The organism is Thalassotalea loyana, from assembly GCF_030161435.1.
Classification (GTDB): domain Bacteria; phylum Pseudomonadota; class Gammaproteobacteria; order Enterobacterales; family Alteromonadaceae; genus Thalassotalea_G; species Thalassotalea_G loyana.
On sequence record NZ_BSSV01000002.1, the window covers coordinates 296,117 to 311,276 of the forward strand.

Annotated in this window: 18 protein-coding genes; all 18 read right to left on the reverse strand. The window is 47.2% G+C overall.

From position 1 onward, the window contains the following. Positions 1 to 10 precede the first annotated feature (10 nt). A complete protein-coding gene (locus QQK05_RS06465) occupies positions 11 to 4,048 on the reverse strand; it encodes a phage tail protein (protein WP_284296781.1) in 4,038 nt (1,345 codons plus the stop codon). Beyond that, the gene (locus QQK05_RS06470; RefSeq protein ID WP_284296783.1) at positions 4,036 to 4,437 is read right to left on the reverse strand and encodes a DUF6950 family protein; all 402 of its coding nucleotides are present in this window, start codon (positions 4,435 to 4,437) and stop codon (positions 4,036 to 4,038) included. The genes QQK05_RS06465 and QQK05_RS06470 overlap by 13 nt, the downstream gene beginning before the upstream one ends. Continuing rightward, positions 4,437 to 5,066 carry a hypothetical protein gene (locus tag QQK05_RS06475; protein WP_284296785.1) on the reverse strand — a complete coding sequence of 210 codons (630 nt, stop codon included), beginning with the start codon at positions 5,064 to 5,066 and terminating at the stop codon, positions 4,437 to 4,439. The genes QQK05_RS06470 and QQK05_RS06475 overlap by 1 nt, the downstream gene beginning before the upstream one ends. Next, the gene (locus QQK05_RS06480) at positions 5,066 to 5,662 is read right to left on the reverse strand and encodes a hypothetical protein (protein WP_284296787.1); all 597 of its coding nucleotides are present in this window, start codon (positions 5,660 to 5,662) and stop codon (positions 5,066 to 5,068) included. Before QQK05_RS06480 ends, QQK05_RS06475 begins: the two co-directional genes overlap by 1 nt. Next, positions 5,662 to 8,439: a tape measure protein gene (locus QQK05_RS06485; protein ID WP_284296789.1), complete on the reverse strand. Its 2,778-nt coding sequence runs from the start codon at positions 8,437 to 8,439 to the stop codon at positions 5,662 to 5,664. The genes QQK05_RS06480 and QQK05_RS06485 overlap by 1 nt, the downstream gene beginning before the upstream one ends. Next, entirely contained in the window at positions 8,436 to 8,711 is a 276-nt protein-coding gene (locus QQK05_RS06490) for a hypothetical protein (RefSeq protein WP_284296791.1), read from the reverse strand. Before QQK05_RS06490 ends, QQK05_RS06485 begins: the two co-directional genes overlap by 4 nt. 59 nt (positions 8,712 to 8,770) lie before the next feature. Beyond that, complete coding sequence (locus QQK05_RS06495) at positions 8,771 to 9,091, reverse strand: hypothetical protein (RefSeq protein WP_284296793.1); 321 nt, start codon at positions 9,089 to 9,091, stop codon at positions 8,771 to 8,773. A 19-nt stretch (positions 9,092 to 9,110) separates the two neighbouring features. Further along, positions 9,111 to 10,037 (reverse strand): phage tail tube protein, encoded by a 927-nt coding sequence (locus tag QQK05_RS06500; protein WP_284296795.1) that lies wholly within the window; start codon positions 10,035 to 10,037, stop codon positions 9,111 to 9,113. Next, a complete protein-coding gene (locus tag QQK05_RS06505) occupies positions 10,037 to 10,159 on the reverse strand; it encodes a hypothetical protein (protein WP_284296797.1) in 123 nt (40 codons plus the stop codon). The genes QQK05_RS06500 and QQK05_RS06505 overlap by 1 nt, the downstream gene beginning before the upstream one ends. After that, the gene (locus tag QQK05_RS06510) at positions 10,156 to 10,578 is read right to left on the reverse strand and encodes a phage tail terminator protein (RefSeq protein WP_284296798.1); all 423 of its coding nucleotides are present in this window, start codon (positions 10,576 to 10,578) and stop codon (positions 10,156 to 10,158) included. Before QQK05_RS06510 ends, QQK05_RS06505 begins: the two co-directional genes overlap by 4 nt. Continuing rightward, positions 10,571 to 11,050, reverse strand: coding sequence for a phage virion morphogenesis protein (locus QQK05_RS06515; RefSeq protein ID WP_284296800.1), 480 nt, complete (start codon positions 11,048 to 11,050; stop codon positions 10,571 to 10,573). The genes QQK05_RS06510 and QQK05_RS06515 overlap by 8 nt, the downstream gene beginning before the upstream one ends. After that, complete coding sequence (locus tag QQK05_RS06520) at positions 11,050 to 11,475, reverse strand: gp436 family protein (protein ID WP_284296802.1); 426 nt, start codon at positions 11,473 to 11,475, stop codon at positions 11,050 to 11,052. Before QQK05_RS06520 ends, QQK05_RS06515 begins: the two co-directional genes overlap by 1 nt. Positions 11,476 to 11,481: 6 nt before the next feature. Beyond that, positions 11,482 to 11,778: a hypothetical protein gene (locus tag QQK05_RS06525; protein ID WP_284296804.1), complete on the reverse strand. Its 297-nt coding sequence runs from the start codon at positions 11,776 to 11,778 to the stop codon at positions 11,482 to 11,484. Positions 11,779 to 11,862: 84 nt separating this feature from the next. Further along, the gene (locus tag QQK05_RS06530; protein ID WP_284296806.1) at positions 11,863 to 12,786 is read right to left on the reverse strand and encodes a hypothetical protein; all 924 of its coding nucleotides are present in this window, start codon (positions 12,784 to 12,786) and stop codon (positions 11,863 to 11,865) included. Positions 12,787 to 12,797: 11 nt separating this feature from the next. Next, a complete protein-coding gene (locus tag QQK05_RS06535) occupies positions 12,798 to 13,157 on the reverse strand; it encodes a DUF2190 family protein (RefSeq protein WP_284296808.1) in 360 nt (119 codons plus the stop codon). Between the two features lie 5 nt (positions 13,158 to 13,162). Continuing rightward, positions 13,163 to 14,290 carry a phage protease gene (locus tag QQK05_RS06540; RefSeq protein ID WP_284296809.1) on the reverse strand — a complete coding sequence of 376 codons (1,128 nt, stop codon included), beginning with the start codon at positions 14,288 to 14,290 and terminating at the stop codon, positions 13,163 to 13,165. 314 nt (positions 14,291 to 14,604) lie between these two features. Further along, positions 14,605 to 14,793: a hypothetical protein gene (locus tag QQK05_RS06545; RefSeq protein WP_284296811.1), complete on the reverse strand. Its 189-nt coding sequence runs from the start codon at positions 14,791 to 14,793 to the stop codon at positions 14,605 to 14,607. Positions 14,794 to 14,988: 195 nt separating this feature from the next. Then, complete coding sequence (locus tag QQK05_RS06550; protein WP_284296813.1) at positions 14,989 to 15,159, reverse strand: hypothetical protein; 171 nt, start codon at positions 15,157 to 15,159, stop codon at positions 14,989 to 14,991. Between the last annotated feature and the right edge of the window lies 1 nt (position 15,160).

The following is a 15,160-nucleotide window of genomic DNA, read 5'->3' on the forward strand; positions in this document are numbered from 1 at the left end:
AATAAAATCCTTATGGTTGTAAACCGCCGCCGCCGCTACCGCCGCCGCTACCGTTTGCTGGTGGTGTAACAATCTTGCCCACATAGCGACGTCCAGTATTGGCGGTTAAATCGCTTTTACTTTGTGTCGCAACATAGGTGACGGCGCCACCGGCATAGGTCGGATCGTCACAATATAAATAATAGGTTCTGTTAGGGGTTGTCCATATCGTCCCTTGATTGTAAGTTACGTTTCCATGACCAAACCTTACCGTATGGGCGCTTATGCTGATTTGTGACGCTATCCCTTCCCAATCGGTCGTTGCGGTAATCGTTAAGCCGCTAATCGTGACTAAAGCCCCCGCCGAGTTGACCATTGGGATCTGTGTTTGGTCGGATAACGCGTCTTGATCTGCTAACGCGCCGGTGTTCTTAGTTGCGCCGCTCGCTGGTGTTTCTGTCCAATTGGCAGCGTCTTTTAAATTCGTTTCGGTTATCTCACCGCGTATTGTTGCGCTTGATTTGTTCTCGACACTACCTAGGCCGACATTTGCTTTGGTGGTGTTCGAGTTTTTGTAGTTAGAATCAGGGCGCAAACTACCAATACGAGAATCTGCGCGGCCGTCGATCTGTGATTGCGTAACCGCTTGGTAGGTCGCTGTTGTGCCATCGTCTAACTTGTATGATAGCTGACCGAGTGTTTCGTCATTAATAAGCTCAAATTTATTCGGCTTAGTCGCAAACGTTTTGCCTGTGCCGACAATGTCAGCCTCGACTATTTCACCGCGTATTGTTGCGCTTGATTTGTTCTCGACACTACCTAGGCCGACATCGCTTTTAGCTAAAGAGTCTTTTAAAGCTAATGCGCCAGATAACGGCGTAATATCCAAATACTTGATATAAATCTTTTCTAAGCCTAAGCCTGTCCAGTTTAAGATAACAGGGCTCGCCCATTTAGCCGTTGCTGTTGGTGTGTAGGTGAAAGTGAATTCTTGCCATGTGTCACTAATAGCATCGTTTTCTCTAAAACTTGTTATTTGTCTTGTGTCTTCGGTAACTGTGCTTTCACTTGCTGCCTGGCCATTACTGATCGCCAATTTGCCGTCGGGTAATTCGCTGTCGAGCTCTTGCATTCTAAAATAAAAGCCGGTGGCGCTAGCAACGCTCGCCTTTACTTTGATACGAATAGAGTATTTCGTTTTTGGGTTTACTCGAAACGCTGAAAAAGCCACGCCGATACTTGAATCTGAACCGTTGAATAGCTGTAAGGCGTTTTCGGTAGAATTATAAACAACGTTACCCGGCGACGCGCTGCCATAAGCAGCAAAGCAGCCGGCCGGCCGTCCGTCTTCGGCTAAAATAGAAAAGTCGCGGTTAAAGAACATTGCGCCAGGCGACGCGGCCATCGCATTAAAATATTTTTGTACTTCGGTATTTTTATAAGTGCTATCAGGTCTAAGCGCACTAACGCGACTATCTGCGCGGCCGTCCACCTGATCTTGGGTTATTGCTTGGACGGTTTGCGTTGTGCCATCATCAAGTTTGTAACTTAACCGTCCTAACGTATTGTCATTTACCCACGTAAATTTGTTCGGTTTGGTACCAAATGGCCGGCCACCACCAACAAGATCCGACAAGCCGATTTCGCCGCGAATTGTCGCGCTCGATTTATTTTCGACATTGCCTAGGCCTAACCCCGTTCGATTGACGCCGCCTAAATTAACCGAATTGCCGTTCTCGTCTTTACCGGCCAATGTACCGTCTGAATTTAAGATTAGCTGCTCGTTTAATATTGGGTTTAGGTTGGTTAAGTTACCTATCGTAATGATCGGTTTAGGTAGATAAGCGCGTCTGCCTTTAGGTACTTTCCAGACAAAGCCTGTCCAGCCGCCATCCTCATGATACCATTTGCCTTCGCTGTAGCTTTGCTCGCTATTCACTAACACGATGCGGTCGCCATGTATTGGCTGCGCGTTAGCGTCTTCTAACGCTTCTCGTAAGCCGGCTAATGCTTCGGTGTCTGACCAGGCCGTTAAGTCAGTTTCATAATAATACATCGCGATCGGCGTGCGCTCTTTGGTCACATCAAAGCCGATTTTTCGCCAAATGTAATCTGTCGGATCGTTGCTTTCTATTGGCGATAGTTGGTTTTCTGCAATACCTTCATAAAGCGCATCGGTCGGATCGTCCGTCATAAAAGGCTGCTCTATACGCTTTTTGTATTTTCGCCAGGTATAACGAATAGGGCTGTTGATTGGCTCGTTAGCAATAACGAGTGTAAAGATGATTTCTTTTTGGCGGCCACTTCGGTTTTTAGCTGTTAATCGCGCGCGATAGCTGCCTATTTGCAAACCATTAACCGCAACGACTCTGTCTTGTGTTGAGTATGTTCTGACCGTTAAATATTGCGGCAAAAATTTAAGCTCTGCATTATAGCTCGGTGATTTCGGGTTGAATCTGTCATCGGTGTGCGAAATAAACTCGGGGTTTAATTGTTGGATTTGCACATCATAGCTAACGCCCTGTAAAGGATAATACCAAGATAAGATCCCTTGCTCGTTTCGATTTTCGTCGGTGCTTTCGGTGTAAATAATATCCTCAAGCGACCAAGAAGGCATGGCAAACGAATCGCTGATAAAATTGTTGCCGCTGCGCTTGCGCTCGTTTGGCTCAAAATCATCCGGGTAAAGCTCGCTGCTATCTTTTTTAAAGACAGTATTAACAATTTTCTTGCGCGGATCCCATTGTACCGACTCGCAGCGAAACTCGACGTTATTTAGGCCATCTTCGGGCAAATTAATTAAATAGTTAGTACCAGGTTCAAGTAGTAAGCCGGACGCATTGAGCGGAAAATTAATGGTAAAGCCTTCGCGGTTTTGCTCTAAAAAGCCTTTACCTAAGCGCTGGCACATGGTTTCGCTATTCGTGCAAAAAAGCCTTAATTCTTGCTCTAAGGTCATGCCGTCTTGCGTTTTGTAAGTGTCGTTACTTGTTGGCGTCGCGTCGGTTGCCTGGTAATAACGTTTCGGATCGACAAACGATGTTCTAACCAGGTTAACGCGATCTTTAATTGGTGTGTGCGGCTGGTAAGAAATAATACCGGCGGCCATTGTCTTATCAATCGTCATGGTCGGGGCGCCCTGGTAGACTCCCGCTTTTAAATAGATTTTACCGCTATAGTTATAAGGCTTAGCGCCCATACTAGATAATAAGCGTTTTAAGTTTTCGCTTGGGCTTTGATCTTTGGCCAGTGTGCCGTTACACGTAAAGCGCTTTTCTGTGTTGGCTGCGTCGTTATCATCGGTGTAATTGACGGTTTCGTCGCACGCGTTCGCCTGAGCGGATATGTCGGCAATGTCAAAGCGTGAAATTGGCTGCTCTTTGTAGCCGCCAAAACGTATAAAATCCATCGCACATAAAATCGGGTTTTCGCTCCATTCCCAGGTTGACTCGTCATTCGCGCGATGGCTGCCGATGCCGCCATTCGTGCTATCTTTGCGCGGATCGTAAACCGACTTGCCTTTAACTTTAAAGCGAATAGAGTTAACGCCGTTGGTGAAGTAATCAGGATCGGCGACAATATCAACCGTCACGTAAGTAATGCCGTTACCGATATGATCTTCCGTCCAGCCATCACAATAGCGCAGCGCTACATCACAAGCGGCCACCTGGTCGCCTAGCTTTACGCGTAAATCAACTTTTGATGCCAAGATAGGATCGTCGGCCAGGACTTGCCCTTCAATATCATAAACGTTGACCGATTGGCACGCGTGCGCAGCAATTGGGATCACCATAACATGGTGTAAATTCTCGTCGTCATCTTCATAGCTGCCATAGCCAACAATGGCGCCACCGACCAAGGTTTCGCCGTAAATATCACGCCTTGGCTGCATGGTGCCAGTACCTAAGCTTTGCGCCTGGTTAAGACTTTCTGACGCGCTACCAAGATCCGGTTTGAGTGCAGCGGTTAACGCAACGGCCGCAACTCCGGCGGCAATACCGACGACAACGGAAGCGGCCGCAACTCCGGCAGCTACCCCAGCCGCTACTGCGACGACTACTGGTGGCATGAATGATTACTCCATATTTTTAATGATTGATTTAAGGGTTTTTGCAAAAGCCCTTTTTCGCCTGGCACATAAACAATGCTTCGAAAAACAATGCCGGCTTGTTGCTGCCCTTTTTCATTAAGCATTAAGGCGATGTCGCCAGTTATTGCCTGGTTAATTGGTTTAGGTTCGCCCAGGTAGGTATCGAGCAAGGCTTCAACGCTACCGCCATGTTTTGCGATAATTTTTAGCGCGCCGATTTCACTGTCATAACTGCCGCGAAAAGGCGCGGCGGGGTCGTGTCCGCTCAATGCGTTAACCAGATCCGCAGCAATCAAACAACAATCGTTTTCGCCCCATTTAAACGGGGTGTGTAATTTTTGCTGAATAACCTGGTTAACGATTTTCATTAGTGCAGCCTTTTACGTCGACCGCCGTTGCCGTCACCAAAACCGCCACCACCAGCACCACCGACTGACGTTCCAGGTAATCCGGCGTTAATCGGTCGTGAGCTCAATAATTCGACCTGATCGAAAAACTTATCGCCAGGGAATTTCTGTTGCTGTGCTGCGTCGGTATAAAGCGCGTTCTCAATTGGTCTGTTCCAAATTTCTATCCAATCAACAAGCGATAATGAAACGGCCGCAATTGCGCCTTTTGAAATAGATAAATCACCAATAGCACCATCGAATAAAACGTCGCCGTCAATGATGCGTCTATCTTCATCTAATACGACAATGTGCATTTTTGCGCTGTTCCCAATAGGATCCTCGGCTTTGACATCAGCGATTAACGACGGATCCGTTAGGCTTAATCCTACTTGAAGGCGCTTAGGTGAATAGTTCGCATCCTCGACCACTCGGCCAATACTGCCGAGCTCGCCAACGCCAATATAATCATTCCCGTTATAGCTTCTAGTGCCTACGCCGGTATGGACTCTTACCCAGCCACTAGCGCCCCAATCAAGCTCAAGAAAATAAAGAATGCGTTGTGCGTCGCCGTTTAAAATGGCGTTTTGAATGGTTGAAGAATAACGCATTATCTCAAGGCCTCTTTTAACCGAATAGCAACATTGCGAAAGACGCTAGGGCTTTGTGAAAATGTCGGTATATCGCCAGGGTTTTCAATAAAAAATAAACCCGCAATATCGGTGATCGATAACACTGTCCCGTCGGCTTTTGAATTAATGATCTCGGGTGCAAATTTAAGCCAGCATTTACCGGTCGAGTCGGCCGTCGCATCTTCGGTTAATTCGTGGATCCGATCCCCTAGCTGAAATCGATCGCCAATACGTCCAAAAGTTTGATAAGCCGTCATGCCGCGAATATGTAACGTCGTGCCGTATTGGTTATTACCATTCACGCGTGGGGATCCGCTCCAGGTACCTAAATTTTGATGCGCATAATCTTTTACGCGCAGTAGGTTAATTGAACCGCGCAAGGCGTTAAGCGCTGCGCGGATCTGGCGCCCGTCTTCGTGCTTAACGGCGTCCCATTCGAGCATGGCTACCCAGCGATCGCCTGGTTCGTCCCATACTTGCTCAACTTGGTTGTACGGGTTGAAATTAACCTGGCTTGCCGGTCTGATATTAAACGCGCATTTGCTCGGCGTAATATCGGGTAAATCAATAATCATTAACTTGCTGCTCTCATGTGTTGTGCAATAACACCACCGGCGCTAAAGTCTTCGATTAGCTCCGCTCTCATGCGTTCTGTTGCTAATTCGATGGACTGCTCAACGTCAGCGCTGCCCCCTTCGACGTTAATGTTATTCGTTATGTTTATAATATTGTTACCCGACTTTTTGCCGCCGCTCTTTATGTTGTCAGTTAGGTATTCGAAGTTTTCTCGTTGACGCTCGTTTAATACCATTTCGCCGCGTTTTAACATCCAAGTACCTTCGTTTTTAGCCGGTACCCGTCCGATCCCGTCGTGCGCCTGGCCTTGTAATTGTGTGCCTTGAATGGTCGAGACAATACCGGCCGTTTGTGCGGCGACGGTTGCCATAGCTGGGATATTAGCGGGGAAAGGCAGCGAAGCAGCTGTCGCTATACCTTGTTGAATTTTGATAATCGATTCAGCGATCGCAAACGCTTTACTAGCCGCAAACATGGCTTTATAGACGCCTGACTGCTCACCGGCGAAAGTTTTCGCTAATCCCGCCAGGCCATCGAATAACTGACCGCCATTTTGTAATAACGTGACCTTTTTCTGCGCTTCTATTTGCTCTAGCGCTTGTTTATGCCTAGCGTGCTCTTGCTCTATTAACGCGTGAATTTTTTTGCGTTGCTCTAACTCGGGATCACTGTCACCGAGCAAACCTAACGTATTATTAAGCGTATCAAGCCGGCCTTTGTGCGCTTTGTTTTCGACGTCTTCGGCTGTTCTTGGCGCGTTAATTTGCTGATCGAGTGCTTCAATCTCTTTTGCCCTGGCTTGGGCGTCGGCTTTTTCAGCAAGTAAACCTAGCTGCGTGCGTAGTTCTTCGCTAATGCCTTTTAACTTGCCATGTTCAAGCTCATAAGCAAGCTTTGCCGTTTCGCTCGACGTCGATGTTAATTGCACTTTCCGATCAAGTTGTGCCAGGTAGCTATCGCCTTGTTGTTTTAATTGCTCGGCGGCTGCTTTCGCTAGCTGATCTTGATTTAGCTGCGCGCGCTTTTGGTCGAGTAATTTAGCCTGGTTAAGTAATTCTTGCTGTTGGTGTGGCAATAAGTCTTTATACTTGCCCTGCTCTACGTGGTATTGAACCCGCGCAAGCTCTGTTGTTTTGCCTAATAACGCGACTTGCTCTTTTAGATTGTCGCGTTGCTTTTCGAAAAGACTAACGACGTTATCCGCTTGTTTAGTGCTTTCGCCGCCTTTTTCGGGGGTTGATTTTAAGCCGATAACATCGCGTAACGCCTTAATTGTGTTCTCTAATTCTGAAACTTTGTCGTTTGCTGCCTGGACGTCTTCGGCAGTTAATTTAAAAAACGGGTTGTTATAGCGCTGCTGTGTTTCTTCGGCGAGTGTTTTTGCGTGATCGAGCATTCCTTCATAACGGCCGAGCGCGGCTTCTGCCTGATCTAGTGTGTAGTTTTTAAATGGGTTTAGCTCTTTAGCCTGATCGTTAAGTCTTTTCGTTGCTTCGGCGGCTTCATCGGTGCTTGTCGCAAGCGAATACATACTAAACGCGGCGATAGTAAGTAAACCAGGTAAACCACCAACAACGGCCGATAGCGCAGCTAATCCACGCGACGCAATGGCCAAGCGAGTGGTCGCAGCTGCGGCAGCTGTTCGCGCAGCGGTTAACCTGGCTTCGGCTGCGGCGGCTTGTGTGGCGCCTAATGCGGCGGCTTTGGCAGCTGTCGCGCGTTGAATTTCAGCATTAGCCGCAATCAGCGCTTCTCGAGCCGCTGCTCTGTCAGCTAATACGCCTTTGGTTGCGGCGACGGTCTTAGCTGTTAATGCTCTAACGGCATGGCCAGCGGCCACAACCAGGGCGCCGCCTAATATTGTAGTGACGCCGTCGAGATTTTCCCGTAAGAATTGCAAGCCACCTGAGATCCCTTCTAATGTCGGCGTTAATGTCGAGTCGATAGGATCTTCTAAGGCAACGGCGAGTAATTGATATTCGCGCTTAATGTCTCGTAATTTGGTGTTGATATTGTCGGCCGTTCGTTCGGCTGCTCCCGCGTAATCTTCTAGCGCGGTCACTAATAACGTACCTAATAACTCTGACGAGATTTTACCATCGGCGACCATTTTTTTAAGGCCGGCCGACGTTTCTTGACCAGCTGCGCGCGCAAGCTTAGACATCAAACCAGGTAACGGCTCGGTCACCTGGTTAAGCTCTTGCATTTGGACGACGCCTTGGCCTAGTGCCTGGCTTAAACCATAATACACATTGGCTAGATTTTCGTTTGTGGCGCCCGTCTCGCTTGCTGCGTTAGATAGGCCGGTTAGAATGTCCCTGGCTTGCGTGTCATTTATTACCTGTTCTTTTACCAGCACAGACAACCGGCCGTAACCGTCGGCTAATGAATTAATTTCTTTGTGGTGACGCTCGGCTAATTGAATCAACCAGGCTTCTTTATCCGCGTAATCTTCGGCGCTTTCACTTAACGCCATTAATCGGGTGCGTATATCCTGAAAGCCGGCTAACTCTTGCACCAGGCTAGATCCGATTTGGAAGGCACCAAAACCGGCCGCCAACGTGCCGATTGTTCGGCCTAAGCTAACGGCTAGCTTATTAGTTTGGGAAAGCTTAGCATTGGTTTGGCCTAGCGATTTTTCAAACTTTTTATTTTGGACAGTCGCTTGGCCGGTTGCCTTTTCGAGTCGCTTTACTTCTTTTTCCGACGCCTTTACATCGCTGGTAAATTTGCCGGTTTTCGCATTAAAGCGGACGCTAACATTATAATTACTCATTCTAAGGCCTTGTTAATTTCTGCTGCTACAAATAGCCCCATTTGCTGCAATAATTTAAAATGCTTTGTTTTGTATTTGCGCTTGTTTAGCCTGACTTCTGCTTCAACTTGCACCAGGTCTAAACCTAAACACCTTCCGCATGGCTTCCAGCGCATTAGCTCGCGAATATCGACAAACCATTCTAGGATCGGCCAGTTCATTGGTAGCACTTCAATGATCTGGTTTTGTTTTAGCTCGTCTAAGACTTCTTGCGGCGCGCCGAGTTTTTCCATTTCCGCCAGGGTGTCATCGTTACCCGTTTGCGGTGTTGCTAGTCCTTTAGCAACGCGTTTTAGTTTTTTACTTGTGCGCCAGTGTTGGCCGATAGATAACCCGAAATAAGCGACGAACGAACAAAGGCAATGTCCGTTAATGCTTGCAAGTTATCCTCGTTAAATTCGAGCAATTCGCCGCTTTCATCGCCCAGGCCTTCCCAGCCTTTAATAACTTGTTTTAACAACGCCCGATCATCAGTGTAAAAGAGGTCAAATTCAGCCTGTTTAAGCAGCTTAAATCTGACCTGGCATTTGTGCTTTTTCACCTTGCCGCCGTCGACGGGTTCGTTAATAATTACTGGCCATAAAACAACGTTTTCGCTTTTTAATTTGAACATGATTAGCCCCTTAATTTACTTATTCAAACGTGAATTTAACTTCGTCATTACCCGCATTTGTCGGAATTGGGATCAATGACAATTCAAGTGTTGCTATGCCGTTTGCTTCGCTATAGTTCGGCGACTCCAACTGCACGTTAGGCGCATCGACCTTACAAATGAGGCCAGCTGTTTGGCCATGCTGAATCGATAGCGCGCCAGTTTGGTTTGTCATAATTGACGCAAAGTAATCTTTAGTTGCCAGATCCGGCGCTTCAATCGTGACAGATCCCGACGCCTGGCGATTGGTGATCATGACTTCCGCAGCGGTTAAGGTTTCGATGTATTCAACCGCTTGGCCAACATCAATATCGAGTTTATGAGGCTTCGCGCTATAACCTTGCAAGGTAAAGTTAGACGTTCGGCCTTCGCCTGTCGGTGTTGGTTTCTGCCAGGCTGACCAATCCGGCGTCGGTGCTGCGCCCGTAACCGGCGCCACATATAACGCGGTAAATTCAAACGCCAAGTAAGGAATACCCGCTTCCATTTCTAGCGAGACATTGCCGCGCGCGCCGACGGCCTTATGTAAGTTGTTACCGATAAAGAAAAAGAAGGTCGCTGACTCGTAATTAGTCGCCGCTAAGTCATATTCAACCATTGTGCTAGCGGTGACCGTTTCAGCAAAACCAGCTGCGCGTAATAATGTGCCGCACGCTGGAGCGGTACCCGCTACGCCGCTGCCTTGTAATTCAACTTTAAAGCTGATCGTTACATGCTCACCTGAGACGATTTTTTCTTCGGCGCCTAAATATGGCTTTTCTAAGCCGCGCTCAATCGAATTAGACTCTAACGGGGTAAACTCTAGATCCTTAGCTAAAATCGCGTTTGAGCCGTTGAGTGCTTCTTCTACGCCGTAAACTGACTCGATGCCAGCAAGTAATAATTTTTCGCGAAATTTGATACTCATTATTCTTCACCTTTCTTTTTATTTTCCGGCTGAGTGCCTTTCGGCTTGGTTTGTGAAACTAACTTAGCTTCGCCGTTCTTTTTCTCTTTTAGGTAAGAGCCGCCTTGACGCTGATTAATCATGCTGTCGAGTCCTCGTAAGTGTCTGTTGTGAATCTGTCTAACCAATAAACTTGGCCGCCGTCCATCGCTAAAAGCTCGCCACCGGCTAACCAGCATTGCGAATGCTCGCTATCAGGCTGCCAGCCAAATAACGCGTCTTTGACGGTAGCGCGCGCCTGGTTCAATGTGTCATTAGCGCTTTTGCCGGTAATGTCGTTTCTAACGGCGATCACCATTAAAACGCCGAAGGTTTTTCTATTTTGCTGCAAGATACGGCCGACCATTTCATTAGGCTGCGAGTGTTCTTCGCTCATTGGTACAATAAACGCCTGGTTCCGATTCCCTTTGATAGCGTTTTGGGCAGCGTCCATGCTAAGGGCAATCGATACAGTGTGAAAAAATACACTGTCATTTAATTTGTCGACGATAGCTTCAATCATTGGCAATTAACGCCTTAACAAAAGAGTTAACAGCATTACTTAATTTCTTCTCTTGGCGCTGGCCGTAACCGATAAACGGACGCGCGGGTAATACTGCTTTTTTCAAGAAGAAGACGCGGCCGGCTGCACTAAATTTGAGTTTGCCGCCTGGCTTCTTCGGTTTAATAACGGCGCCATGATGATGAAATGGCGCATAAAATACATTGGTACCCACTTCGACAACGGCGGGGGATAACTGACTATTAATGCTTTGCTGTAGTCTGCCGGTGTCTCTTAGTGGCTGGCCTTTTCTGATTTTAAGTGGCGCCCACTTGCTGCCATCCGGCGCAACGCCACGTTTAAAGCCTGTGCGAAAGTCGTTAACCATCGCTTGACCAATTGTTTTTAATACGGGGCGGCCTTGCTCATTACCAAAACTTATCGCTTGGTTAAAAAGCTTATAGAGGCCGTCGTCGTAGAAGTTCTTTTCCATTAAAAGCCGCTCAAGCTATCGCGCGTAAAGGTGCGATCTGATTGTCGACGTTTAACGCTCACCAGGCTTTTAGTGGGTGCCGGTGTGCTGTCGTTGATTTGTAAGTTAACCAGGCCTTTTGCAATATCTTTTAGATAACTAACGGCCTGGTCGTAACGTTTCTCGGCCGCGTCGGTCGGCTGATCATCCATCAAGGTATAACGGGCAATGTCGCAACAACGACGGATCAGGGCTAGCGGTGGCTCTTGTAGTGGCAATGGGTGAACCGCGCTGATATACGTATCAATCTCGGCGCTAGCGTCTTCTAGGGCTTTTACTATGACTGCTTGGCTATAGTTATTCGGATCTGATTCATCAGGGGCTAAGATGATCAATTCTTCTCGCCCTATCCGACTTTCAAGATCCGCCACTGTTGCATAACTCATAATGCGTTAACCTTTTAACAACGCGATTAACTGCGATTTATTGGCTTTTTTGTCATACTCGATCTGCTGCGCATCTAACAACGCTTTAAGCTCGTCATTGGTTTTGCTTTCGAGTGTATCGTCGCCACTGTCGACCGTCGGCTGCGCTGGCATTTCGTCGGCTTCTTCTTCGGTCGGCAAACGTGCTGCGCCTGAGTTGATTAGTGCTTCGACTTCGCTTTCGTCAACGTTAACGCTGTGGTGGTGTAATTCGCCATTAACGCGAATTGGCCAGTTACACATTAATAAAACTAAATTTTTCATCTTTCCTACTCCCAGGTAGTTGTTAAAGTGGCTCCCTGGAAAAAAGGCCAGGGGTTAACCTGACCAATCCCAGGGAGAGGGAACCTAGATAACAGAATCTAAGTAGTAACCCGCGTCAGCTGCTAAGATAAGCTCGCGGATTGACTCACCAACGCGCACGCGCTGACCGCCGCGAAGACCAATGCTTTCATCTTCAAAGCTGCCGGCTACTTTCGAGCCCCATTCTGCGGTTAAACAGAAAGTGACATCGTCTTGCACTTGTGCTGCCGGTTTTAAGTGGATTAACGCGGCGCCACCTGTCCAAAGCTTGCCCAGGTTAACCGGCTGGCCTTTGTTCGATGTGTTATATCGAGCCGAGCCGATAATGATTTGGTCTAGCTCTAATTGTTGGCGGATCCACTCCATCGGGACTAGGCCATCATCGCCTAATGTACCGTTGAACGATTTCACCACTGACGGGTTACGGCGAAGCTCTAACGCTTCTTTACGCGATAACACCATCACGTTAGGCGCGACGATTGGCGTTTCAATCGCATCAGCGATCTGTACCAATGGTTTAGACGCTGAATCTGTCCACTTATCCGCGCCCGAAAGCGACTCTTTGTGAACATAGCTGTTAGCGTTCATGATCATGTTAGCGACGCGTTTTTCGCGATCGAGCATGACTAATTCAGTTAGCTTCGATGTCGCGCGATTTAACGGGTTAAACGTCGGGTGATTAGATGCCGCGTCAATATCATGCTGCGGGATCGCATCTTCCAAACCGTAATCGTTAACAAAGCTCGACTTTTCTTCTGCGCCGAATTCAACTTCGTTCGGGCGACCTTTACGGCCTACCATTGTGTTAGGGATCGTGTATGAATCCGCTAAATTGAATTCGGTGTAACGAAAGTCACGCGTTAAAACTTCGGCGCGCGGACAAACAACGTCGGCGATAAAGTTTCTGTTTGAATAACCCAGGGCAATGGCCGTTAATACTGAGTTTTGTTTAAATGGTGTACCGCTCATTGGTCACGCTCCTAGTGCTTGTTAATTTCAATGCTGATCACATCGCCATCGACGCTCGATGCGTCTAGCGCGAAGCCGATCACGTTATCTGTACCGGCGCTTGTAGCAACGGCTTTACCTTGGGCGTTAGTTGTTACCGCAGCGCCCTTGTTGATTGCTGCACCGGCTTCAACTTCGACGATACCTTGGAAGATAACGTCAACGGCGCGGCCGTCTTCGATGTCTGCTGCGTCGTCAGAAACACCAATCAAACGATCACCAACGGCGGACGCCAGGCTAACCGAGTTTTCAGCGGCAATTAGTTTTACAATGCGACGTTTAGCAATAGCGCCCGACGCAATAAATGTTTTTGTTAAAGCTTGATTTCGCATCGCTGCTACTCCTTCGTTTTATACTTGCCACTAGCGACCGCTTGAACTGCCTGATCGATAGTGAGTGTTACGCCTTTTTCGGCCTGTTCTTCTTGATAATCTTGCGCTTGTTGGGCAAGCTGCGCGGCTGACATTTCGGCCGGCTCGTTTTCTTCGCCTGGCGCTTGTTCGCTAAAGTCAACTTGCTTCGGCATAGACGCTAAAAACTGGTTTAACGCTTCTTCGCCTTTGGCTGTCGTCTTGTTGTCACCTTCGCCAAAATCAACCGAAACATCATTACCGGCTAACGCTTCCATAAAGCTGGTAACTGCTGGTACTTGCGCCGGTGTGATACGGCCTTGTGCAACAAGCTTTTCAACTTTCTGTGTGCGTTCTGCGGCTTTTAACGCGTTTTCTCGGTCGGTAAAACCTTGGATTTGCTCGCTAAAGCTTTGGTTTTCATTAGTCAAGCGCTCATTCTCGGCCTGTAGTGCCTTGATTTCTTCTTCTGTCATAATCGGATCCTGTTGTGGGTCAGAAAAATTAGGTTTGTTGTGGGCGTTATCGATTTCTGTTTTAGCGTGGTTTTCCATGCCTTCGACAACATAGCTAGGGATCACCTGGTCGGCGTCTTCCTTCGAAAACTTCTCGATAAGAAATTCACGCAAACGGCGAAATAAACCGGCCTGATCTTGTTTGAGCCAGGCGGATTCTAGCGATTCTTCAAATTCGATTAATAGCTCGTCGTCTTCTTCGCCAAACTGTAAAGGCTCTAAACCTTTAACCGCTGGGGGTTGCGCACCTAAAAAGCCAACGTGACGAAGTGAATAGCTGCCAGGCGTCGGATTGTTCGGTGAATTAGGCGAATAGAAGCTTGCTGAGACTTTTTTAAATTTGCCTTGCGCGACCATTTCAGAAAAATCAGGATCTAGCTGGTGGGGCTCGGCGTGAATGCCTTTATCACTGAAAGACAACGCTTTAATCCAGCCGAAAGCGGGGATATTGTCGCTAGGGTGACCGATAACGATCGGCGCTTCGTGAATGGTCGGATCGTAGTTGTCGACAATGGCTTTTACCTTGTCTTCGCTAAAATCGATTGTAGAGCCGTTAGCGCTTGTGTGCGTGCCAGGCTTGAATATATGTATCTTTTTCATTTTAAGCCGCTTAAATACAATTTAAGGGCTATTTAACGGGATTTAACGAAAGTGGTTTAGGTGTGTTTTTGCACTTGCATAAAAAAGCCAGGGCTAAGCCTGGCTGATTGGTTTATATTTAGGTCTACTTTTGTGTGTATCGTTCTTTAAAATGTTCGATTAAAGTTTCTTCGTCACATTCATGCGTAAAATCCCAAGTGCATTCGCTACATTTAATTCGACTGATACCTAGCTCTCTACAGCTTTCGATACTTAGCCCTGCATAGTCTTGCCCACACATATGGCAATTTGTTTTGCTTAAATTCATCTTTAGCCTACTTTCTCGCACTTGGTTTGATGCGATATAAAAACTCTCTTTGCTCTGCCGCTTGTCGTTTTGCAACTTCAGCTAACGCGGTTAGCTCTCTGAACATTTCATCGGGCGTGTAGTGCTTAACATCGCGCAATACCAAACCAAGCTTTTTAGCAAAGTAATGATCATCTAATCCATATTCGTTTTTCATATCAGCCTACTTTTGCGAAACCGTTTTATACATATGAACTTTGCAACCGTTTTGATTTGGCTTTCGCTTCATAGGTGTTTTCGATTTGTCTTCTAAAATTGTATATCTGATAGTGCAAACATTGTTTTCTGCGTCAAAATCCGCACAGTTTTTACATGTTCTCTTTATGCTGTTTCTGCCAGACATAAGCACCTCTTAAACAGCTACTACTCTAGCTTTAGTTTCTTCACTCGATGCTTCAATTTCTTCTACCAAATCATCGGCATCCCCAAGATTGTTAAAAATCAGGTTGCCCTTGGTTTTTGAGCATTTGACGATTTCAGCTTTCGACGGGTCCTCTAACCCTTTAATCACCATGTAATTCATA